This is a genomic window from Limnohabitans sp. Hippo4 (assembly GCF_003063605.1).
Lineage (GTDB): Bacteria > Pseudomonadota > Gammaproteobacteria > Burkholderiales > Burkholderiaceae_C > Limnohabitans_A.
Genome location: NZ_NESE01000001.1, coordinates 450,506 through 472,071, shown reverse-complemented (window position 1 = coordinate 472,071; position 21,566 = coordinate 450,506). Strand labels below are relative to the sequence as shown.

Annotated in this window: 16 protein-coding genes; 9 read left to right on the top strand and 7 right to left on the bottom strand. The window is 53.4% G+C overall.

Translation table 11 applies throughout. The annotated features are described in order from the left end of the window. Positions 1 to 40: 40 nt before the first annotated feature. Positions 41 to 994: a histone deacetylase family protein gene (locus B9Z46_RS02155; RefSeq protein ID WP_108254368.1), complete on the top strand. Its 954-nt coding sequence runs from the start codon at positions 41 to 43 to the stop codon at positions 992 to 994. A 36-nt stretch (positions 995 to 1,030) separates the two neighbouring features. Then, a complete protein-coding gene (locus tag B9Z46_RS02150) occupies positions 1,031 to 2,281 on the top strand; it encodes a mechanosensitive ion channel family protein (protein WP_108254825.1) in 1,251 nt (416 codons plus the stop codon). A gap of 34 nt (positions 2,282 to 2,315) precedes the next feature. Here B9Z46_RS02150 and B9Z46_RS02145 read toward each other — a convergent pair whose 3' ends face one another. The 4 genes from B9Z46_RS02145 to B9Z46_RS02130 all read right to left on the bottom strand — a co-directional run bounded on the left by B9Z46_RS02145 (position 2,316) and on the right by B9Z46_RS02130 (position 6,160). After that, positions 2,316 to 3,272 carry an alpha/beta hydrolase gene (locus B9Z46_RS02145; protein ID WP_108254367.1) on the bottom strand — a complete coding sequence of 319 codons (957 nt, stop codon included), beginning with the start codon at positions 3,270 to 3,272 and terminating at the stop codon, positions 2,316 to 2,318. A 2-nt stretch (positions 3,273 to 3,274) separates the two neighbouring features. Then, the gene (locus tag B9Z46_RS02140; protein WP_055360406.1) at positions 3,275 to 4,567 is read right to left on the bottom strand and encodes a TRAP transporter large permease; all 1,293 of its coding nucleotides are present in this window, start codon (positions 4,565 to 4,567) and stop codon (positions 3,275 to 3,277) included. After that, on the bottom strand, positions 4,564 to 4,986 hold the full coding sequence (locus B9Z46_RS02135) for a TRAP transporter small permease (RefSeq protein ID WP_108254824.1): 423 nt from the start codon (positions 4,984 to 4,986) through the stop codon (positions 4,564 to 4,566). The genes B9Z46_RS02140 and B9Z46_RS02135 overlap by 4 nt, the downstream gene beginning before the upstream one ends. 151 nt (positions 4,987 to 5,137) lie before the next feature. Further along, positions 5,138 to 6,160: a TRAP transporter substrate-binding protein gene (locus B9Z46_RS02130; RefSeq protein ID WP_055360408.1), complete on the bottom strand. Its 1,023-nt coding sequence runs from the start codon at positions 6,158 to 6,160 to the stop codon at positions 5,138 to 5,140. 265 nt (positions 6,161 to 6,425) lie between these two features. Here B9Z46_RS02130 and B9Z46_RS02125 point away from each other — a divergent pair, with 265 nt between their 5' ends. The 5 genes from B9Z46_RS02125 (at position 6,426) to B9Z46_RS02105 (ending at position 12,104) form a co-directional block, all read left to right on the top strand. Next, complete coding sequence (locus B9Z46_RS02125; protein ID WP_055360409.1) at positions 6,426 to 7,181, top strand: electron transfer flavoprotein subunit beta/FixA family protein; 756 nt, start codon at positions 6,426 to 6,428, stop codon at positions 7,179 to 7,181. A 2-nt stretch (positions 7,182 to 7,183) separates the two neighbouring features. Then, the gene (locus tag B9Z46_RS02120) at positions 7,184 to 8,116 is read left to right on the top strand and encodes an electron transfer flavoprotein subunit alpha/FixB family protein (RefSeq protein ID WP_108254366.1); all 933 of its coding nucleotides are present in this window, start codon (positions 7,184 to 7,186) and stop codon (positions 8,114 to 8,116) included. 69 nt (positions 8,117 to 8,185) lie between these two features. Beyond that, positions 8,186 to 9,976 carry an acyl-CoA dehydrogenase gene (locus B9Z46_RS02115; RefSeq protein ID WP_108254365.1) on the top strand — a complete coding sequence of 597 codons (1,791 nt, stop codon included), beginning with the start codon at positions 8,186 to 8,188 and terminating at the stop codon, positions 9,974 to 9,976. Positions 9,977 to 10,017: 41 nt separating this feature from the next. Further along, positions 10,018 to 10,971, top strand: a complete 954-nt coding sequence (locus B9Z46_RS02110) for a nitronate monooxygenase family protein (protein ID WP_108254364.1) — start codon at positions 10,018 to 10,020, stop codon at positions 10,969 to 10,971. Positions 10,972 to 10,988: 17 nt separating this feature from the next. Further along, positions 10,989 to 12,104, top strand: a complete 1,116-nt coding sequence (locus B9Z46_RS02105; protein ID WP_158268385.1) for an acyltransferase — start codon at positions 10,989 to 10,991, stop codon at positions 12,102 to 12,104. Here the strand turns inward: B9Z46_RS02105 and cphA (B9Z46_RS02100) are convergent. Together cphA (B9Z46_RS02100) and cphA (B9Z46_RS02095) are read right to left on the bottom strand one after the other, a co-directional pair. Beyond that, a complete protein-coding gene (gene cphA / locus B9Z46_RS02100; RefSeq protein ID WP_108254362.1) occupies positions 12,101 to 14,683 on the bottom strand; it encodes a cyanophycin synthetase in 2,583 nt (860 codons plus the stop codon). The genes B9Z46_RS02105 and cphA (B9Z46_RS02100) overlap by 4 nt on opposite strands. Positions 14,684 to 14,742: 59 nt before the next feature. Next, a complete protein-coding gene (gene cphA, locus B9Z46_RS02095) occupies positions 14,743 to 16,920 on the bottom strand; it encodes a cyanophycin synthetase (RefSeq protein WP_108254361.1) in 2,178 nt (725 codons plus the stop codon). A 186-nt stretch (positions 16,921 to 17,106) separates the two neighbouring features. Between cphA (B9Z46_RS02095) and B9Z46_RS02090 the strand changes: the two genes are divergently transcribed. Together B9Z46_RS02090 and B9Z46_RS02085 are read left to right on the top strand one after the other, a co-directional pair. After that, positions 17,107 to 19,434 (top strand): ABC transporter ATP-binding protein, encoded by a 2,328-nt coding sequence (locus tag B9Z46_RS02090; RefSeq protein ID WP_108254360.1) that lies wholly within the window; start codon positions 17,107 to 17,109, stop codon positions 19,432 to 19,434. Further along, entirely contained in the window at positions 19,431 to 19,907 is a 477-nt protein-coding gene (locus tag B9Z46_RS02085; RefSeq protein WP_335337945.1) for a DUF1854 domain-containing protein, read from the top strand. The genes B9Z46_RS02090 and B9Z46_RS02085 overlap by 4 nt, the downstream gene beginning before the upstream one ends. Here the strand turns inward: B9Z46_RS02085 and B9Z46_RS02080 are convergent. After that, entirely contained in the window at positions 19,902 to 21,563 is a 1,662-nt protein-coding gene (locus B9Z46_RS02080) for a phosphoethanolamine transferase (protein ID WP_108254359.1), read from the bottom strand. The genes B9Z46_RS02085 and B9Z46_RS02080 overlap by 6 nt on opposite strands. Positions 21,564 to 21,566 lie beyond the last annotated feature (3 nt).

Genomic DNA, 21,566 nt, shown 5'->3' with positions numbered 1-21,566 from the left:
AATCCTTAGGAAAATGATTCCGCATTTTGCAAAGTTACCCATGGGCGCTACAGGTTATTTCACACACGCAGATTGTCGACTTCACGAAATGGGTGAGGGCCATCCTGAATGTCCACAGCGCTTGGACGCGATTGAAGACAGATTGCTCATCACGGGCTTGGACCACGCCCTAACCCGAAGAGAGCCTGCACCGGCATCTTTAACGGACATTGAGTTGGCCCATGGCCGGATGTACGTGGCCTCATTGCGGGGTTTAAGCGATGCTTTGATTGAAGACATGGCTGCTGGTGGTCCTACTCACAGTGCCTTAGACCCTGATACCTCTATCAACAGTCATACTTGGAAAGCGGCACTTCGGTCTGCTGGCGCCGCATTGGAAGCCACCGATGCCGTGATGGCGGGTGAACTTGAAAATGCTTTTTGCGCCACGCGGCCACCAGGGCACCACGCATGCCATGACAAGGCCATGGGCTTTTGTTTTTTCAACAATGTGGCCATTGCTGCCAAATATGCACTGGAGCGCCATGGTTTAAGCCGCGTGGCCATTGTTGACTTTGATGTGCACCATGGCAATGGCACCGAAGACATCGTGGCTGGCGACGATCGCATCCTGATGGTGAGTTTTTACCAGCATCCTTTTTATCCTGAAGGTGGCGCCCGCAAGAGCGACGCCAACTTGGTCAACTTGCCGGTACCCGCCTACACCAAAGGCATGGACATTCGTGAGTTGATCGACATGATTTGGATGCCACGCCTAGAAGAACACAAACCAGAGTTGATTTTCATCAGCGCTGGATTTGATGCCCACCGCGAAGACGACATGGGACAGTTGGGTTTGGTCGAACAAGATTATGTGTGGATCACACAGCGCATCAAAGATGTGGCGATCAAGCACGCCAAAGGCCGCATTGTCAGTTGTTTAGAGGGTGGCTATAGCCTCAGCGCTTTGGCGCGCAGTGTCGAAGCGCACATTCGTGTGTTGGCCGATGTTTAAATCTAGAAAGACCAGCCTGTGTCCCAAGTCCCTTTGATGATGAACGACCCACAGTTGTGGTGGGGCCGATTGAACTCGTTTGAAGCCTTGCAAGAGTTGTTGCTGTTTGCTGCCTGTGTTGGCGTGGCGCTGTCCCTGGTTTGGGCGTTGCGCCGTGCCACCCTCCAGTGGGAATTGAGGGTCCTGTTGGGACGCCAATTGGTCGACGGCGTTTTGTTTCCCAGTTTGCTCTTAGGTTTGGTGTTCGCCTCCCGTTCAATATGGGCCAAGTCACATCCTTTGTGGTTGTTTGATTTTTTGCTGCCTGTTTGTGTGTCCTTGGCGGCCATTCGCTTGGGCGTCAAAGTTTTGCAGTCGGCTTTCAAAGATGCAGCCTGGGTTAGACCAGTCGAGCGAAGCCTGTCTTGGTTAGCCTGGGGTGCTGTGGTGCTGTGGTTGACAGGTTTGTTGCCCATGGTGCTTGAAGAACTCGATCTCATCCAATGGAAGGTAGGATCCTCGCATTTGTCTGTGCGCACCCTCATTGAAGGCGGTTTGACAGCAGGATTGGTCATGTTGCTCACGCTGTGGGTGTCCTCGGCCATCGAGTCGCGTTTGTTGCGAACTTCAACGGGCAGTGAATTGTCATTGCGCAAAGCCGTCAGCAATGCGGTGACGTCACTGTTGATGTTCGTGGGTCTGATGGTGTCCTTGTCCGCTGTGGGCATCGACCTGACAGCTTTGTCTGTTTTAGGCGGCGCAGTGGGCGTGGGCATTGGCTTTGGTTTGCAAAAGTTGGCTGCCAACTACGTCAGTGGCTTTGTGATTTTGGCCGAGCGCAGCATGCGTATTGGCGACAGCGTCAAGTTGGATGGGTTTGAAGGTCGCGTGACCGACATCAAAGCACGCTATACCGTCATCCGTGCGCCCACGGGGCGCGAATCGATTGTGCCCAATGAAATGCTCATCAACAGCCGCGTTGAGAACTTGTCCTTGGCCGATTCTCGGGTGCTTCAAAGCACCTCGGTGTTGGTGGCTTATGGCAGCGATGTTGACTTGGTGATGCGATTGCTCACGCAAGCCTGTGAATTGCAAATGCGCGTTCTGAAAGAGCCTGCGCCCTTTGTGACCTTGACGTCATTTGCGGCCGATGGGCTGGAATTTGGTGCGCACTATTGGGTTGACGAGCAACAATCAGGTTTGCTCACATTGAAGTCTGAAATCAACCTCAGCATCTTGAAACTTCTCAATGCCCATGGCATTGAAATTCCTTACCCGCAACGCGTTGTGCACACGCGTGCAGGCTAAAGGGAATGGTCCTTGAAGCGAGTTGCTTGAAGTCTTAGCGCGGGCTGTTGTGCAATTGCGCTTGGAGTACTTGGGCGCACAAAGCCACAGCCGTGTTGGCCTCTTGCATCACGCGGCCCATGGTAATGAAGCCGTGAATTTGACGTTCAAAGCAAATGTACTGCGCAGGCACGCCAGCTTGAGACAGCGCATCGGCATACATCAAACCTTCATCGCGCAATGGATCAAAACCAGCCGTCATGACAAAGGCGGGTGGCAGGCCTGCATGGCTGCTGGCCAATTGAGGAGAGGCGCGCCAGTCTTTGGCATCTTCACGATTGCGCAAATAATTTTCGGTGTAGTACGCAATGGACTCTTTGGTCAGCATGTACCCCTTGCCATTGGCGTGATAGGACGCGGTGTCTGGCCACATGATGGTGGCGGGATAGATCAACAATTGAAATACGGGTTGAACTGACAAACCCTTTTGATCGCGAAGTCCGATACAGGCAGCGGCAGACAAGTTGCCGCCAGCGCTGTCGCCACCGATGGCAATGCGTGCTGGGTCGATGCCCAACTCTTTGGCATGCGCCACAGTCCAGTTGAAAGCGGCCACTGTGTCGTCGTAGGCCGCAGGGAATTTGTGTTCGGGCCCCATGCGATAGTCAACCGATACCACCACCACCTTGGCTTGAAGGCACAAACTGCGGCACAACACATCGTGCGTGTCGAGATCACCGATGGTCCAGCCACCACCGTGGATGTAGACCAAGCCGGGCAGGGCATGCTCTGTTTGGGCGGCATGCGGGTGGTAAACCCGCACAGGCACATTCACGCCATTGGCAGAGACCACGCGGTCTTCAACTTTGAAAACTTCTGGTGCATCAGGCTGTGTGAAGGTGCGGCGAGATCGGTAAGACGCTCGTGCTTCGGCCGGCGTCATGGTGTTCACCGGTGGAACACCTTTTTCAACCATGAGTTGCATGAGAGCTTGTGCTTGAGGGTCTAGCATGATCAATCCATCATTGAAGGTAACCACAAGCTGATGCTTGGAAAGGCCAGCAAAATGCCCAGCGTGATCACCAAGACCAGCACCATCGGCCAAACGCCGCGGAAGATGGCATTCAAGCCAACTTTGGGCAACAAGGCGTTAAGCACAAACAGGTTCATGCCAACGGGTGGGGAAATCAAACCAATTTGAATCACCATCACAATCAGCACACCAAACCAAACAGGGTCAAAACCCAATTGCACCACGATGGGGAAAAACAGTGGAATGGTCAACAAGACCATGGTCAGCTCTTCCATCACCGTTCCAAGAACAACATAGATGAACATCATGGCTGCCACCACCATGATGGGCGACAAGCCTAAGTGCGTGATCCACTCTTTGAGCTCAAACGGCAAGCTGGTGTAGTTGACGAAATTTGCAAAAATTGTGGCCGAAATCAGCAATGTGAAGAGCATGGCCGTGGTGCGAGCTGATTCGACCAAAACCTCCATCAGTGCTTTCCAGCTGAGTGCTCTGCGGGCCAGCGCAAAAAGGAATGCGCCCGTGGCACCCATGCCAGCACCTTCGGTAGCGGTAAAGAAGCCGCCGTAAATACCACCCAGCACCAGGATCACCAAAACCAAGACACCCCAAATACCGCGGACGGCTTGTAAGCGTTCTGTCCAGCTGAATTTTTCGCCTGCAGGCGCGTGTTCAGGGTTGTGCCAAGTCATCAAAACGACCGCCATCATCATGAGGATCGCCGTCAAAATCCCAGGCAAAACACCTGCGGCAAACAACTTGCCAATGTGGGTTTCTGTGATGATGCCGTAGATCACCAAAATGGTGGAGGGCGGAATCATGATGCCCAAGGTGCCGCCTGCGGCAATCACGCCAGTCGACATCGCATCGCTGTACCCCAATTTTTTCATGGAGGGGTAAGCCACTTTGCCCATGGTGGCGGCTGTTGCGATGGAGGAGCCGCAGATGGCGCCAAAGCCTGCACATGCGGCAATGGTGGCATGGGCCAGACCGCCTCGGCGATGACCAATGAAGGTGTAAGCCGCATGAAACAGCTCATGTGCTAAGCCTGCCCGCGCCACAAAATTGCCCATCAAGATGAACAGTGGAATGACCGACAAGGTATAGGCAAATCCAGTCTCGTGAACCACCTGTGCTGTGCTTGCCAAGGCCGGCATCCAGCCGCGAGTTAAACCGATGCCCACAATGCCGACCAGCCCCATCGAAAATGCCAAGGGCATGCGCATGAGGGCCAAAACGAAGATGGCCAAGAAACCAAGCAAGGCGGCTGTCATACGGTGCCTCCTTCTGAGGCGTTTTCATCGATGGGTAAAAAAGCTTTGACCAGATGCACCAAACCCGTTAGACCACACAACAAGCCCATGCCCTGAATGAAGGGGGCTTTGGTGATTTTGAGTTGGGCAGTGGTTTCACCCGTGATGGCAAATTCACCGCCGGTTTTCCACATCAAATAAGCCAAGCCAATGAGCAAAGCTGCAGCGACAATGTGAATCAGCGCTTGTTGAATCTTTCGAACCCATGCAGGTAAAAATGCATCCAAGGAATCGAACACCACGTGTTCACCTTTGAGAGAAACCAAAGGAAGTGCTGCAAAAATAACAACAACCATGAGTAACTCGGTCAACTCCAAAGAGCCAGTGATCGAATGCGATAGAAATTTCCGACCAGAGACATCAAAAAATGTCAGCAACATAATGCCGAACAAAGCGGCACCAGCGATCGTGCCACACAAAAGTTCAAGTAGTTTTTTCAAAGTCGACCCATCAAAAAAGCGGTATTTGCTGAGAGAGCAAATACCGCTGATACTTTCATTTCCTGGGGCTTTCGCCCTAGGAAAGCTCAAATCACTTTTGCTTTTGCAGCTTTGCGATTTCAGCGCGGAACTCAGACAATGTACCTGAAGGATCTTTCAAACCCTTGGCTTTGGCCGCTTGAGCCCAATCACGTTCCAGCTTGATGGTGCGTGCATTGACATCTCGAACAAAGAAGTTGTCTGCCTTGATGACTTTAACGCCATTTTTTTGCATGTTCGCTAAAGCTAGATCGTCCACACGATCCCAAGCCTTACCAAAGCGACTTGCGACGGCCTCACCCGACAACTCATCAACCACTTTCTTGTCTTCAGCAGAAAGGGCGTTGTACTTGGCCGGGTTCATCATGAAAACGAAGCTGGTGTTGTACAGACCGCCAGGAAATTGAGTGGCAAACTTGATGATCTTGTCAATTTTGAAGGAGTCTGTTGACTCTGCTGGGAACAAAGTGCCGTCCATCACGCCGCTGGACAACAGCTCATATGAATCAGGCGCAGGTTTGAGCGTGACGTTCATGTCGAGCGTTTTGGAAATCTCGTTGACCATGCCACCACCCACACGGAATTTGAGGCCGGGGAGGTCTTCAACGCGCGTGATGGGTTTTTTGGTGTTGAACACGATGCCTGGGCCATGTGTGAAGTAGCCCAAGACCTTCACGCCTTGGTGTTCTGCGGCAAACTCTGGGTACTTGCTAGCGACTCGGTTGAAAGCCACAGACAGGGGCTCTGCACGGTCACCGAGGAAGGGGAATTCGGCCATTTGTGAGAGCACAAAACGACCCGGTGTGTAACCGTGCACGGTGAATGAAACATCGACCAAGCCGTTTTTGACAGCATCGAACGTGCCGGGTGCTGGGGTGACGGCACGGGGAAGGATGTTGCAACGAACCCGATTGGAGGTTTTGCTTGCCAGGTCATCACACCATTCTTTTTGGGAGACCGAAAGACCGTGAGTGGGTGGGACCCAGCTGGAAACGGTCAAAACTGTTTGTGCCTGTGCCAAGCCGCTGAAGCCGACGAGTGTCGCCGCTGTCATGGCCATCAAAGTTTTTTTCATCCGAGATCTCCAATAAAAAATTCAATCGCAAAGCCGATTGTTTAAGAAGGATGATATTAATCCTGATTAGCCTACCGATTGGTCGGTGAATTCCCGAGGTTTTAGGGGCTTCGGCGATTGCATCCCTGATATAAAATTCGAACGATCGTGCTTTTTTGGGCTGGGGTCTTGAGAAAATCCAAGATTCGGGCACAATTGACGTTTACGTTAACGTCAATCAAGCAAATTGCGTTAGCGAGCCTGTTTTTATCTTGGAGATTTGGCAATGAAAATTCTTGTTCCCGTCAAAAGGGTTGTCGACTACAACGTGAAAGTGCGCGTCAAATCTGACGGTACTGGCGTAGACATCGCCAACGTCAAAATGAGCATGAACCCGTTTGACGAGATCGCAGTGGAAGAAGCTGTGCGCTTGAAAGAAAAGGGCATTGCTACAGAAGTGATCGCAGTGTCTTGCGGCGTGACTCAGTGCCAAGAAACCTTGCGCACGGCCATGGCCATTGGCGCCGATCGCGGCATCTTGGTGGAAACACCCGCCGAACTCGAATTGCAACCCTTGGCGGTTGCCAAGTTGCTCAAAGCCTTGGTCGATAAAGAACAACCTGGTTTGATCATCTTGGGCAAACAAGCCATTGACGATGATTGCAACCAAACAGGTCAAATGTTGGCTGCATTGGCCGACTTGCCACAAGCCACCTTCGCCTCCAAGGTGGAAGTGGTGGACGGCAAAGCGCAAGTGACACGCGAAGTGGATGGCGGCTTGGAAGTTTTGTCTTTGTCCATGCCTGCAGTGATCACCACCGACTTGCGTTTGAACGAGCCACGTTATGTGACGTTGCCCAACATCATGAAGGCGAAGAAAAAACAACTCGACACGTTCAAGCCTGAAGACTTGGGCGTAGATGTCGCACCACGCATCACAACTCTCAAAGTATCTGAGCCACCTAAGCGCTCTGCCGGTATCAAAGTGCCCGATGTCGCGACATTGGTTGATAAGTTGAAGAACACAGCGAAGGTAATTTAATCATGGCTTCATTGGTTATTGCAGAACACGACAACGCATCCATCAAGGGTGCAACTTTGAACACCATCACAGCCGCTGTGGCTTGTGGTGGTGATGTGCACGTTTTGGTGGCCGGTCACAACGCCGGTGCAGCCGCGCAAGCTGCTGCCCAAATTGCAGGCGTTTCCAAAGTGATTCACGCTGATGCCGAAGGTCTGGCCCATGGCTTGGCCGAGAACGTGGCCGCTCAAGTGTTGGCCATTGCGGGCAACTACTCACACATCTTGTTCCCTGCGACTGCCAGCGGCAAAAACGTGGCGCCCCGCGTGGCAGCCAAGTTGGATGTGGCGCAATTGAGCGACGTGACTTTGGTGGTGTCTGCTGACACCTTCGAGCGTCCTATTTATGCTGGTAACGCCATCGCTACCGTGCAAAGTAAAGACAGCGTCAAAGTGTTGACCGTTCGCACAACAGGTTTTGATGCGGCAGCAGCCACGGGTGGTTCTGCTTCTGTTGAATCTGCAGCAGCTACAACCGACAGCGGCAAGAGCGCGTTCAAGGGCAGCGAGATTGCCAAGAACGATCGCCCTGAACTCACAGCTGCCAAGATCATTGTGTCGGGTGGCCGTGCATTGGGCAGCGCAGAAAAGTTTGCCGAAGTGATGACGCCTTTGGCCGACAAGTTGGGTGCCGCCATGGGCGCCAGCCGCGCAGCCGTCGATGCAGGTTATGCGCCTAACGATTGGCAAGTGGGCCAAACCGGCAAGATTGTGGCCCCTCAGTTGTATGTGGCTTGCGGCATCTCGGGTGCCATTCAGCACTTGGCAGGCATGAAAGACAGCAAGGTCATTGTGGCCATCAACAAAGATCCCGAAGCGCCTATCTTCAGCGTTGCGGACTATGGCTTAGAAGCTGATCTGTTTGCGGCAGTGCCTGAACTGACCAACGCGCTGTGAAGCGAATGATTTGACTTTTGATTTTGAAAGGCATCCTTTGTGGTGCCTTTCTTTTGTACGGAGAATGAGATGAGTTACGTTGCCCCCCTGAAAGACATGCTTTTCAACATTGAACACTTGGCCCGAATTGACCAAGTGTCTCAAATGCCTGGTTTTGAAGACGCTGGTTTGGAAACCGCACAAGCTGTATTGGAAGAGTGCGCCAAGTTAAACCAAGAAGTACTGGCCCCCCTGAATTGGGAAGGTGACAAAAACCCATCCGCATTCGCCAACGGTGAAGTGAAAACCACGCCAGGTTTCAAAGACGCCTTCAAGCAGTACGGTGAAGGCGGTTGGCAAGGTTTGCAGCACCCCACAGATTTTGGTGGTCAGGGTTTGCCTAAAACCATTGGTGCTGCATGCGGTGAAATGCTCAACTCGGCCAATATGAGCTTTGCGTTGTGCCCCTTGCTTACTGACGGTGCCATTGAAGCTTTGTTGACGGCTGGCTCTGATGAATTGAAAAACATCTACCTTGAAAAATTGATTTCGGGCGAATGGACAGGCACTATGAATCTGACAGAACCGCAAGCCGGTTCTGACTTGGCCTTGGTTCGCACACGTGCAGAGCCATTGCCCGACGGCACCTTCAAAGTGTTTGGCACCAAAATCTACATCACCTATGGTGAACATGACATGGCCGAGAACATCGTGCACTTGGTGTTGGCCCGTGTGCAAGGTGCACCCGAAGGTGTGAAGGGCATCAGCTTGTTTGTGGTCCCTAAGTTCATGGTCAAGCCTGATGGTAGCTTGGGTGATCGCAACGACGTCCATTGCGTCAGCATTGAACACAAGATGGGCATCAAGGCCAGCCCTACCGCAGTGCTTCAATACGGCGACAACGGTGGCGCGATTGGCTACCTGGTTGGCGAAGAAAACCGTGGCCTCGAGTACATGTTCATCATGATGAATGCGGCGCGCTATGCTGTGGGTGTTCAGGGCATTGCCATTGCCGAGCGAGCCTATCAAAAAGCTGTGCAGTACGCCAAAGACCGCGTGCAAAGTCGTCCTGTCGATGGCAGCATGAACACTTCTGCGCCCATCATTCATCACCCCGATGTCAAGCGCATGCTCATGACCATGCGTGCAAGCACCGAGGGATGCCGTGCTTTGGCCACCGTGGCTGCTGCCGCTTACGACGCGGCCCATCACCACCCCGATGCTGAAGTGCGCAAACAAAATGCCTTGTTCTATGAGTTCATGGTGCCTTTGGTCAAAGGCTACAGCACCGAGATGAGCTTGGAAGTGACATCGCTGGGCGTGCAGGTCCATGGCGGTATGGGCTTCATTGAAGAAACAGGTGCTGCTCAGTACTATCGCGACGCCAAAATTTTGACCATCTATGAAGGCACCACAGCCATTCAAGCGAATGATTTGGTGGGTCGTAAAACGGCGCGCGATGGCGGACAAACAGCCAAGGCCTTGGCCGGCCAAGTTGAGCAAACAGAAAATGAACTCTTGTCGAATGCCAATGCCGACGCACAAGCAGTGGGTCGCCGTTTGAAGGCGGCTCGCTTGGCGTTTTTGGATGTGGTCAATTTTGTGGCCGGCAACGCCAAAGCCCAACCCAATGATGTGTATGCTGGCAGCGTGCCCTACCTCATGCTGACAGGTAACTTGATGGCGGGCTGGCAAATGGGCCGTGCCCTTTTGGTGGCCTTGTCGCAAAGCTCACAGGGCCAAGATAAAGCCTTCATGGACGCCAAAGTCACGACAGCACGCTTCTATGCCGACCACTTGCTTAGCCGTGCCCCAGGCGTGCGCGACAGCATCGTGGAAGGTGCAAAGTGCGTGACAGAGCTTTCCTTAGAAGCTTTCTAAAATTCGGCTTTTCATCGAAACATTCATCGACTGGAGACTTCATGTCTAAATTACCCGCTGTATTGGCCAATCTCCCTTTTCCGGTGATTGCGTCACCTTTGTTCATCATCAGCAACCCCAAGCTGGTCATTGAGCAGTGCAAGGCGGGTGTGGTGGGCTCAATGCCGGCTTTGAATGCAAGGCCTGCAGCGCAATTGGAAGAGTGGTTGATTGAAATCACCGAAACGCTGGCCGCTTATAACAAAGCCAACCCCGATCAGCCTGCAGCACCCTTTGCCATCAATCAAATTGTTCACAAGAGCAACGACCGCTTGGAACACGACATGGCTTTGTGTGTGAAATACAAAGTGCCAATCATCATCACCTCATTGGGTGCGCGCGAAGACATCAACCAAGCTGCACACAGTTATGGTGGCGTGGTATTGCACGACATCATCAACAACAAGTTTGCGCACAAAGCCATTGAAAAAGGCGCCGATGGTTTGATCGCTGTTGCGGCCGGTGCGGGTGGCCACGCTGGTGAGAAAAGCCCATTTGCCTTGATACAGGAGATTCGCCAATGGTTTGACGGCCCTGTTGCATTGTCGGGCTCCATTGCAACGGGAGATGCTGTTTTGTCGGCGCAAGCCATGGGTGCTGACTTTGCGTACATTGGCTCTGCGTTCATTGCAACGCACGAAGCACGTGCTGCAGAAGGCTACAAACAAGCCATTGTCGATTGCAACTCAGATGACATTGTTTACAGCAACCTGTTTACGGGTGTGCATGGTAACTACTTAGCGCCATCCATCAAAGCAGCTGGCTTGGACCCTGCCAATTTGCCTGTGTCAGATTCTTCCGCCATGAACTTTGGTGGGGATGCCAAGAAGGCTTGGAAAGACATTTGGGGTTGTGGCCAAGGCATTGGTGCCATCAATGCCGTTGTCAGCACGGCTGAACGCGTGGCCAAGTTAAAGCAAGAGTACGCCGCTGCGCGTGCACGCTTGTCACTCTGAATTTCAGCAAGGTTTTCGTGAAGTCTCAGCGTTCGGAGGTCATTGACCTCTTCAAGGCCTTTGCGTGCGTGTTAATCGTGTGGCACCACCTGGCTCTTTATGGGCCGATGTCCGATGTGGTCTATGAATCAGCCCCTGACTTCATCGGGTTGCTGTTTGACCACGGTTTGTTGGCGGTTCAAGTGTTCTTGGTGATGGGCGGCTATTTGAACGCAAAGTCCTGGATTCGTGCATTGAGCCAAGCAGAGTTTGATCTCATTTCCCGCATAGGCATGCGCTATCAGCGCTTGGTCATTCCCTTGTTGGCAGCATTGAGTTTCACGGTAGCAGTGACAGCCTTGGTGCGCCCTTATTTTGACCATCCCTCCTTGTCAGATGCGCCAACCCCCTTGAAGATGATGGCGCATATTTTCCTGTTGCAAGATGTGATGTATGTCGAAGCCTTTTCTGCAGGAGTTTGGTATGTGGCCATCGACTTTCAGTTGTTCGTGATGGCTTTGCTTTGTGCCGCATTGGCACATCGTTGGCAAACCTTGACTCAGCAGGGCTCGGTCATTCGCAAAGCGCTTGGCATGTGGATGGTTTTGACCTTGGGCTCTTTGTTTGTTTGGAATTTGAACCCCTTGGGCGAGGTGTGGGGCACGTATTTCTTTTTCGCTTACGGAATGGGTTTGTGCGTGGGCAGCTGGCGTTTGTCTGGGTTCAAAATCAATCACCGCATTTTGGCTTTGTTGATTTTGTTGCTGGGTGGCGTGGCGTGGGTCTATGAACCCAGAATTAGACTGGCTGTCGCAGTGGCAGTTGCCATCTTGCTGGCGCTTTATGAGGCCGCCGATTGCCGGCCGCTGCCGCGCATCAAAGCAGGATGGATTCAAGCTTTATCGAATGCGTCTTACGCAGTATTTCTCATTCACTTTGGCGTGAGCTTGGTGGTCAGCGCCGTGGTGTTTACCCACTGGTCTGAAAGTGTGCCGGCCAATGCCCTGGGCATGCTCACTTCATTTGCATTGTCTTTGCTTTTGGGAACGTGCTTGCATCAACTTGTGGAAAAGCAATCACCCAGTTGGCAAAGATGGCTCCGGTGGTCTTTCACCTTTGTAGCCACCTGCACTGCTGTGATGCTGCTGGCTTAGGCGGCAGCTTCTTGACTTTCGTTGACCTTGCCTTGGATGTAGGCGAGGGCAGCTTCTACTTGGTCAATGAGGATGAGGCACAAATCGCCAGCAGACAAACGGGCTAACGCTGTGTCGATGGCGTTGAATTCACCTTGAATGTCTTGGACGTGCGTGGTACGCGTGGCGCCATTCAAGCCTTCGCGCAAAAGTTGAATCACTTCACCGTCGCTGCGCCCACGTTGGCAGGCATCTTGGTACAAAATGACTTCATCAAACGCTGTGCCCAAGATTTGAGTTTGGTCGCGGATGTCTTGATCGCGACGATCACCGGCACCACTGATGACCACCACACGCTTGTTGGCAGGCATGTTATCGACAGCCTGAACCAAGGCCTGAATGGCATCGGGGTTGTGACCATAGTCGGCAATCAAGGTGGCACCCTTGTAATCAAACACATTGAAACGGCCAGGGACGCCTTGAATGTCGCTGATGAACGTTGACAAGCCCAATGCAATGGTTTCCCAAGGCACATCCACAGCCCAAGCTGCTGCAACAGCGGCCATGACATTTTCAGTTTGAAAGCCAATTTGACCTTGGCGCGTGAGTGGTACCTCTGCCAAGGGAATGCGGAAAGACTTCTTGCCTTGTTGGGCAACAATGTGACCGTTTTCTGTGTAGACCACTCGCTTACCCTGGGCACGATGCGTTGCGATGACTGCGTTGTGTGGGTCGAGTGCAAAGAATGTGACATTGCCAGGGCACATATTGGCCATCATGGCGACATGGGGGTCGGCGGCGTTCAGCACGGCCATGCCATCGGGGGCTACGTTGAGCACAATGACGCGCTTCAACACCGACAGGTCTTCGAGGGTGGTGATGTAATTCAACCCCAAGTGATCGCCAGAACCCATGTTGGTGACGATGGCCACTTGGCAACGGTCAAAGGCAAGTCCTTCACGCAACAAGCCGCCCCGGGCTGTTTCAAATACAGCAGCATCCACATCGGGGTGCATCAAGACATTTCGGGCACTGCGAGGGCCGCTGCAATCGCCATCGTCAATTTGACGACCGTTGACGTAGACACCATCGGTGTTGGTCATGCCCACGCGCCATTGATGGGCCTTGAGCAGATGAGCGGTGAGGCGAACTGTGGTGGTTTTGCCGTTGGTGCCAGTGACGGCTATGACCGGAATACGGCCGTTGTCGCCATTGGGGAACATGTGGTCAATGACCGCCTTGCCCACATTGCGGCCTTTGCCAAAAGATGGGCTGATGTGCATGCGCAAACCAGGTGCTGCGTTGACTTCAACGATGCCGCCGTTTTGCTCTTCAAGAGGTTTCAAGACAGATTCGCAGACCACATCGACACCGCAAATGTCCACACCCACCATTTGCGCAGCGGCTACCACGCGAGCTGCAACTTCTGCATGCACATCATCGGTCACGTCGGTGGCAGTGCCACCTGTAGACAAATTAGCGTTGTTGCGAAGGATGACGCGTCGACCTTTTTCGGGAACGGAGTTGGGTTCGAGGTCTTGCAACTTCAAACGGCCAATGGCGATGTCGTCAAATTTGATTTTGGTGAGCGACGTGGAGTGGCCATCACCGCGGCGTGGATCTGCATTGACTTTGTCAACCAACTCGCGCACTGTAAGAACACCATCGCCCACAACCAGAGGCGGTTCACGGCGAGCGGCAGCCACCAGTTTGTTGCCAACCACCAGCAAACGATAGTCGCTGCCTGGCAGAAATTTTTCAACCAAAACTTCACCGTAACGTGCAGCTGTTTCGTAGGCTTGATCGAAGAGCTCGCGCTCAGTGATGTTGACTGTGACGCCTTTGCCCTGGTTGCCATCTTGGGGTTTGACCACCACGGGCAAGCCGATGCTTTGTGCAATGGACCAGGCGTCTTCTAAATCTTTGGCAGGACGACCGATGGGAACTGGCACGCCAGCGGCCAACAACAATGACTTGGTCAGGTCTTTGTCTTGGGCAATTGATTCTGCAATGGCGCTGGTGGTGTCGGTTTCAGCGGCTTGGATACGGCGCTGCTTGGAGCCCCAACCAAATTGCACCATACTGCCTTCAGTGAGGCGGCGATAGGGAATGCCCTTGAGCACTGCGGCGTCAACGATGGAGCCTGTTGAGGGGCCTAATCGAACGTCTTCGTCTAAATCACGCAGTTCAGCGAGCGCTTGGTTCAGGTCAAAAGCAGATTGCGACTCCACGGCTTGGCACAGTTTTTCGGCCCAGTCGAGGGCCAGTCGGCCTACCGCTTCTTCGGTGTACTGGACCACCACTTGGAAGACGCCATCTTCTTCGGTGGCCGTGGTTCGGCTGAAAGTGACGGGGCAACCTGCTTGGTTTTGCAAGCTGAGGGTGATTTTTTCAAGGGCATGGGCCATGCTGGCGGGATGCCCTGGGCGGGTACCTTCGAGGGGCCCAACCGCTGGAAAAATGCGACGTAATTTTTTTTCGAAATCGTTGCCAGGCAACATTTCACGTTCTTCTGGGGCACAGCGAACGATGGCTTCAATGCTGGTTTGACGACTCCATAAATTGGGTCCCCGCAAAGCTCGAATTCTTGAAACTTCCATGAAACAAATATCCTGGTTGAGGCGCGTCGTCTTGTAGGGGTGGGGCTGACCAACCTGGGTCAGTGAGCGCCGGGGCTTTGACCGAAACTCTTGATGCCAGCGCGGATCAAGTCCGTATTGATGCCAAGGGCCCAAGCCGCAGCAGATGCCGCTAAGACTTCAATACACTGAAGGTGCTGGTTCTTGAACAATTTGTCGATGGCCGGCAGCTGGCGGTTGAGCGCTTCGATTTCCTGATCGCCTTGCGCCAGAACCAAATGGTTCTTGCGCCAAAACACCACGCGGCCGTTTTCGCTGCGATGTTGGACGATGAGCGGATTGTCTTCACTGCTGGCAAAGTAGGTGATTTCGCCGTCGCAATATTCAGCCAAGTTGGCCACTTCGCGATCGTCCGCATTCAAGACGGCCATGCCATGGGGCAGGACAACGTCCATTTGTGTGCGAACCACGTTGGGCATTTGTTCATCGCTTTGGATGTACAAATCTTGCAGGCCTTCGGCTTTGGGCATGGAGGTAATGACACCCACTTGGCACCGGTCGTAGGGCAGGCCTTCTGACAAGAGATGACGGGCTGAAGTCTCGAAGACGGCAGCTTGCACGGAGCGATTGATCAGCAGGCGCTGCGCTGAGTCCCAGGCCATGCCGCTTTGGCTTTGCAGGTTGCGTTGACCCAAGAAAAGTCCTTTGGCAGAAGCCAAGCCGGTTTGCATGCCTTGCAAGTGCAAGAGCCAAGCAATGAGGTGACTGGTGCCTGTGGTGTTGTCTTGGCCTATGACGCCCACCACCGGAATGCGCGGCTCGGAGTCGGCGGCAAACAGATGTGCGGCGATGGCCTGACCCACGGGTCGAGCAGAACCTGATGCAGGTTTTAAGTGCATTAACAAGCCCGGGCCAGCGTTGACTTCCACAATGGCGGCGCCTTGCGCTTTCATCGGTTTGGAAATGTCTTGGGCCACCAAGTCGACGCCTGCAATGTCAAGTCCCACGATTCGCGCAGCCAATGCAGCCAATTCAGCCACATCCGGGTGAACCAAGTCGGTGACGTCCATCGCCATGTTGCCGGTGCGCATGACCAACACATTGCGTCCCATTTCGGGCACGCTGTCGCCGGTCAGACCTTGGCGTTGGAGTTCCAACACCGCGGTGGTGTGGTCTTTGAGTCGAATGGTGTCGAGGGGGAAATCTTCTTCTTCACCGCGACGTGGGTCGGAGTTGATTTGGATTTCGATGAGTTGCTCGACGGTGTGAACACCATCGCCCACCACACTGGCAACTTCGCCTTTGTTGGCTGCAACCACCTTGCCGCCGACGACCAGCAAACGATGCTCGTCGCCCAAGATGTGTCGCTCGACCAGCACGTCACTGCCTTCGGCTTCGGCCAAGTGATAGGCGGCTTCAACTTCAGCTTGTGTCCGCAGCTCGAGTGAAACGCCGCGGGCATGATTGCCGTCAACGGGTTTGACGCAAACGGGCAAGCCAATGTCTTGGGCGGCTTCCCATGCCTCAGCGGGGGAGGACACATTTCGGCCTTCGGGGACGGGCACGCCGCAATTGGCCAACAGGCTTTTGGTGAGGTCTTTGTCTTTGGAGACGCCCTCGGCAATGGCGCTGGTCTGGTCGGTTTCGGCCGTCCAAATGCGTCTTTGGTTGGCGCCGTAGCCCAATTGAACGAGGTTGCCATCGTTCAGGCGAATGGCTGGAATGTTGCGTTCGGCGGCTGCATCCACAATGCAGGCGGTGCTGGGGCCAATGCACAAGCGATCGACCATTTGGGTGAGGTCGGCGATGACTTGTTTGACAGGGAAGGGGCGATTTTCGATGGCGGCCATGACCAGGTCGCGGGCCGCTTGGAGGGCTGCACGGCTGACGGTTTCGTTGCGCGTGCGAATGACCACTTTGTAGATCCCGCGAGGACCCGCCTCACGGGCTTTACCAAAACCGGTTTGCATACCCGCACGGTTTTGCAGCTCAAGGGCCACGTGTTCCATGATGTGACCGGGCCATGTGCCTTCGGCCAAGCGTTGAAGGAATCCACCTCTTTCGCCAACGCTGCAACGGTGCTCAACCAGGCCAGGCAACATCTCTTGAAGTCGCTGGTTGAAGCCAGGCAGTGTGTTGGAAGGGCAATCTTCAAGGTCGCCAATGTCAATCCATGCTTCAATGACGGGGCGGTAAGTCCAAATGTTGGGACCCTTGAGATGGGTCATCCGTAAAAATTTGATTTCTTTAGAACTCATTTCCGTGGGCCTGACGATTCTGAGCGAAGGCACGGAGCGATTCGTGTCCGGGGATACAATGACCGGCCAGTTGCAACACTGGCAGTGATCGTCTGATAAACAAGGTGCATGGGCTGTGTCCTGGCCGCTTCTTTTGCTGTTTTTGTTTGCTGCCAACACATGTTGACTCTTGCTGTTTGAACTCTTATGAACTCCAAAACCCATCCTCCCGCTGATTTGCTGGGATTGCCTTTTTTCTGGCAGGAGGGCGTGTTGTCTCAAGTTCACCTTGGTGAAAACGTCCTAGCCTGGCTAGAGGTTGACCTGAATGATGAATTAAGGTTCAAAAAAAACCTAGTTATTTTGACCGATCAAAGGGTCATCTCGACTGACGATGCCCAAAAAAGTTGGAATTTCTACCCGCTGAGTCCCGATTTGAGCTTGCGGGTGATGGACCACGCTGGGGTTGGCACCTTGGCTCTGCAGCAAGGCGCCCGTCGTTTGGCTGCTTGGCGCTTCACGCTCGGCCTTGAGGCTGCCGTGCTGCGTTGGAAGTTGCGCTTTGAAAATCAACAACAAAGTGTCCAAAGTGCCAGTTTTTTAGGCAAGTTGCTTCAAGGTACAGACGATACGGGCCATCTTGAACCTGGCGTTGGTGCCATGCGCCATGTTTTGTGTCCCATATGCCAGAACGTGGTGGACGAGGCCGATGAAGAATGTCCGGTGTGCCTTGAAAAAGAGCAGGCACCGCCATCCACTTGGACGCTTTTCAAACTTTGGCGATTTGCCCGACCTTATCAGTGGCAGCTGCTGATGGGCTTTGTGCTGACCTTGGCGTCGACAGCCGCCACCTTGGTGCCTCCTTACCTCACCATGCCCTTGATGGACGATGTGCTCATTCCGTATCAAAACGGCAAGCCCATCGATCCTGTGACGGTGTCTTGGTACTTGTTGGGCTTGATGGGCTCAGCCTTGGTTGCGTGGGGTTTGGGTTGGATCAAAACCTACATTTTGGCGCTCGTGTCTGAGCGCATTGGCGCGGATTTGCGCACGACCACCTACCAGCATTTGTTGAAGCTGTCCCTTGAATATTTTGGCGGTCGTCGCACGGGCGATTTGATTGCCCGCATCGGCAGCGAAACCGACCGGATCAATGTGTTTTTGTCATTGCACTTGTTGGACTTTGCCACCGATGTGTTGATGATCATGATGACGGCCATCATCTTGTTTTCCATCAACCCCACCTTGGCGCTGGTAACTTTGCTGCCCTTACCCTTCATTGGTTGGCTGATTCATGTGGTGCGCGAAAAACTTCGCACCGGCTTTGAGAAAATCGACCGCGTGTGGTCTGAAGTCACCAACGTATTGGCTGACACCATTCCTGGCATTCGCGTGGTCAAAGCCTTTGCACAAGAGGACCGCGAAGCTCAGCGTTTCATCGACGCCAACAAACACAACTTGGCAGTCAACGATCGTCTGAACCGCGTGTGGTCGGTGTTCTCTCCCACGGTCACGCTGATGACCGAAATTGGTTTGCTGGTGGTCTGGGGCTTTGGCATTTGGTTGGTGTCCAAAGACCAGATCACGGTGGGTGTGCTCACAGCATTTTTGGCTTACATCGGGCGCTTTTACACCCGCTTGGATTCCATGAGTCGGATTGTGTCGACCACGCAAAAAGCCGCATCAGGTGCCAAACGCATTTTTGAAATTTTGGATCACGTGTCCAGTGTGCCAGAGCCTGTCAATCCAGTTGCCTTGCCCAAAGTCGAAGGGCGCATCACCCTCACGGATGCGAGCTTCCGCTATGGCAATCGTGCTGTGATCAAACAATTGAATTTAGACATTCAACCTGGCGAAATGATTGGCTTGGTGGGGCACAGTGGTTCCGGCAAAAGCACCTTGGTCAATTTGATGTGCCGCTTTTACGATTTGTCTGAGGGCAGCATCGCCCTCGATGGTGTGGACATCAAGCAGCTGAAAGTGGCCGATTACCGCAGGCACATTGGCTTGGTGTTGCAAGAGCCTTTCTTGTTCTTTGGCACCATAGCCGACAACATTGCTTATGGTCTGCCCGACGCCACACGTGAGGACATCGTGGCTGCGGCGCGGGCAGCGCATGCCCATGAATTTATCTTGCGCATGCCGCAGGGTTACGACTCCTTGGTGGGTGAGCGAGGCCAAGGTTTATCGGGCGGTGAGCGTCAACGCATTTCGATTGCCCGAGCTTTGCTGATCAATCCGCGTATTTTGATTTTGGACGAAGCCACTTCGGCCGTGGACACTGAGACCGAAAAAGAAATTCAAAATGCGCTGGACAATTTGGTTCGCGGTCGCACCACCATTGCCATCGCCCACCGTTTGTCCACCTTGCGAAAAGCAGATCGCTTGGTGGTCATGGACAAAGGACTCATTGTGGAAGAAGGCACACACGATGTGCTGATCGAAAGCAAAGGCGCTTACTGGCGCTTGTACGAAGCCCAGCAACGACAGGCCGAATCGGAAGGCGCTGTGTTGAGAGAGACGGTTACACCATGAGCGACATGCTGAAGAACATTCAATTTGACCAAGGCCCTTCAGGTCGTTGGTTCTATGTCAGCGCCGAAGGCGTAAAGCACGACCATGTGATGGCGGTGCGTTCTTTCCCTGTGGCGGCACCTGAAGAGGGGGTTGCTTTGGTGGATGTGGATGGCAAAGAATTGCTGTGGATACCGCACCTGAATCAATTGTCAGAAGGTGTGCGTGCCAAGGTGTTGATGGCCATGACGCAACGCGAGTTCATGCCGCGAATTTTGAAATTGCATGGTGTGAGCAGTTTTGTGACACCCAGCACGTGGGACATTGAAACTGATCGCGGCCCCACCACTTTGTTGTTGAAGGGTGAGGAAGACATTCGCCGACTGTCAGCCAGCGTATTGCTTGTCACCGATGGTCATGGCGTACAGTTTTTAATTCGAGACTTGGCCCAGATGGACCGGTTTTCTCGCAAACTGCTTGACCGATTCTTATGATCTGCTGCGGCAGTCCGCGTGCACATCCAACTTAGCCTGGTAAACCTCGGTGCTGACATTGACCAGTCCCAAAACTGAGTGGAAGTAATTGTCATGTGTCAGCGGCATTTGCACCTTGTTTTGTAAGCAGGTGCGCGACAAGCCCAACTGCTTTTCAAATTGTGGTGACCACCATGTGATCCAAGGCACGCGCTTTTGGACGTCGGGCGCCACGCGGTAGGGCAGACCATGCAGGTACAAATTGTTTTCACCCAAGGACTCGCCGTGGTCAGACACGTACAGCATGGCAGATGCTGCAGTGGCTTCTGATTTTTTGAGCCATTGAATGGCTTGCCCTAAAAAGTGGTCGGTGTAGAGAATCGTATTGTCAAATGAATTGACCACCTGCTCGCGCGTGCACTCTTGCAGGGCGTTGCTTTTGCATTCGGGTTGAAACTTTTTGAATGCATCTGGCACACGTTTGTAATAGGCGGGACCATGGCTGCCCATTTGGTGCATCACCACCACCACACCTTTGGCGCGGCGCTCAGCAGGCAAGGCTTGGATTCGTTCATCTAGTTGGTGCAGCATGATTTCGTCAAAGCATTCGCCGTCTTTGCACAAAGTGGGGTGCTTGAGTTCTTTGGTCAGCGCTTGGGGCACTCGCTCACAAACACCTTTGCAACCCGATTGGTTGTCGATCCATAAAACTGCCAGGCCCGCATGGTGCAAGACATCGATCAGACTTTCGTAATTATTTTTGCGTGCTTCAAAATCTTCTTTGCCCAGGTGTGAAAACATGCAGGGCACTGACGTGGCTGTGCTGGTGCCGCAGGACATCACGCCCTTGAGGCTGATGATGTTTTCTTGGGCCAATGCGGGCGTCGTTTGCCGCTCGTAGCCATTGACACCAAAGTTGCCCATGCGCGCTGTTTCTCCCAGCACCAGCAACAGCAGGGGTGGTTTTTCATTGGGCTTTGGTGTGGCCATTTGGGCATCTTTGCCAATGGGCAACAAAGTTTTGTTGTCTCGCTGAAATGGCTTGGCCGCCACCATGCCAATGGCGTAGTAACTGTTCAGGGGGTTGACCAGGTAGCGCAGTTGTGTGTGGTTGCGCATGATGGAGGAGAAGTCTTGAAAGATGGCCAATAAGGCTGCAACGATGACCACGATCGACACCACGGCCGTCAGGGTGTTGCTCCAAATTTGTTGGCGCAAGCGAAGCACTTGAAGCCGTGTTTTCCAAAGCACCCAACACGGCAGAATGCCCAGCACCAAGAGACTGATCAGCATGCGCCAATTCAGCAAATCCAAGGCTTCTTTGGTGTCTGTCTGAACCACATTGGTGATCATGGTGCTGTCGATCACAATGCCGTAACTGACCATGAAGTAAGCGCCACTGGCCGCGCTCAAAAAGAAAACCGTGAGGACAGGTTTGAGCCAGCCACGCCAGTTCAGAAAACTCAAAACAGCGGTGAGCGCAGAAGTGATGATCACGCCAAAGCCCAATGCAAACGCCAGGCCCCTCAAGCCGGTCACTTCTGGTAATTGGTGCACTTGCTGCCAAAGTGCGTAGTTGCCAACACTGGCAAGCCACAAGCTGCCGAGCAAAGCAACCCAAACTGGGTGCCAAGCTGGGACATGCGTTTCTGATGTGGGGGCGTGTTTCGAAGTCATGGG

Coding starts and splice junctions, on each gene's coding strand:
- B9Z46_RS02155 (WP_108254368.1), top strand. CDS start 41: ATGGGCGCTACAGGTTATTTCACACACGCAGATTGTCGACTTCACGAA.
- B9Z46_RS02150 (WP_108254825.1), top strand. CDS start 1,031: ATGATGAACGACCCACAGTTGTGGTGGGGCCGATTGAACTCGTTTGAA.
- B9Z46_RS02145 (WP_108254367.1), bottom strand. CDS start 3,272: ATGCTAGACCCTCAAGCACAAGCTCTCATGCAACTCATGGTTGAAAAA.
- B9Z46_RS02140 (WP_055360406.1), bottom strand. CDS start 4,567: ATGACAGCCGCCTTGCTTGGTTTCTTGGCCATCTTCGTTTTGGCCCTC.
- B9Z46_RS02135 (WP_108254824.1), bottom strand. CDS start 4,986: ATGTTGCTGACATTTTTTGATGTCTCTGGTCGGAAATTTCTATCGCAT.
- B9Z46_RS02130 (WP_055360408.1), bottom strand. CDS start 6,160: ATGAAAAAAACTTTGATGGCCATGACAGCGGCGACACTCGTCGGCTTC.
- B9Z46_RS02125 (WP_055360409.1), top strand. CDS start 6,426: ATGAAAATTCTTGTTCCCGTCAAAAGGGTTGTCGACTACAACGTGAAA.
- B9Z46_RS02120 (WP_108254366.1), top strand. CDS start 7,184: ATGGCTTCATTGGTTATTGCAGAACACGACAACGCATCCATCAAGGGT.
- B9Z46_RS02115 (WP_108254365.1), top strand. CDS start 8,186: ATGAGTTACGTTGCCCCCCTGAAAGACATGCTTTTCAACATTGAACAC.
- B9Z46_RS02110 (WP_108254364.1), top strand. CDS start 10,018: ATGTCTAAATTACCCGCTGTATTGGCCAATCTCCCTTTTCCGGTGATT.
- cphA (WP_108254362.1), bottom strand. CDS start 14,683: ATGGAAGTTTCAAGAATTCGAGCTTTGCGGGGACCCAATTTATGGAGT.
- cphA (WP_108254361.1), bottom strand. CDS start 16,920: ATGAGTTCTAAAGAAATCAAATTTTTACGGATGACCCATCTCAAGGGT.
- B9Z46_RS02090 (WP_108254360.1), top strand. CDS start 17,107: ATGAACTCCAAAACCCATCCTCCCGCTGATTTGCTGGGATTGCCTTTT.
- B9Z46_RS02085 (WP_335337945.1), top strand. CDS start 19,431: ATGAGCGACATGCTGAAGAACATTCAATTTGACCAAGGCCCTTCAGGT.
- B9Z46_RS02080 (WP_108254359.1), bottom strand. CDS start 21,563: ATGACTTCGAAACACGCCCCCACATCAGAAACGCATGTCCCAGCTTGG.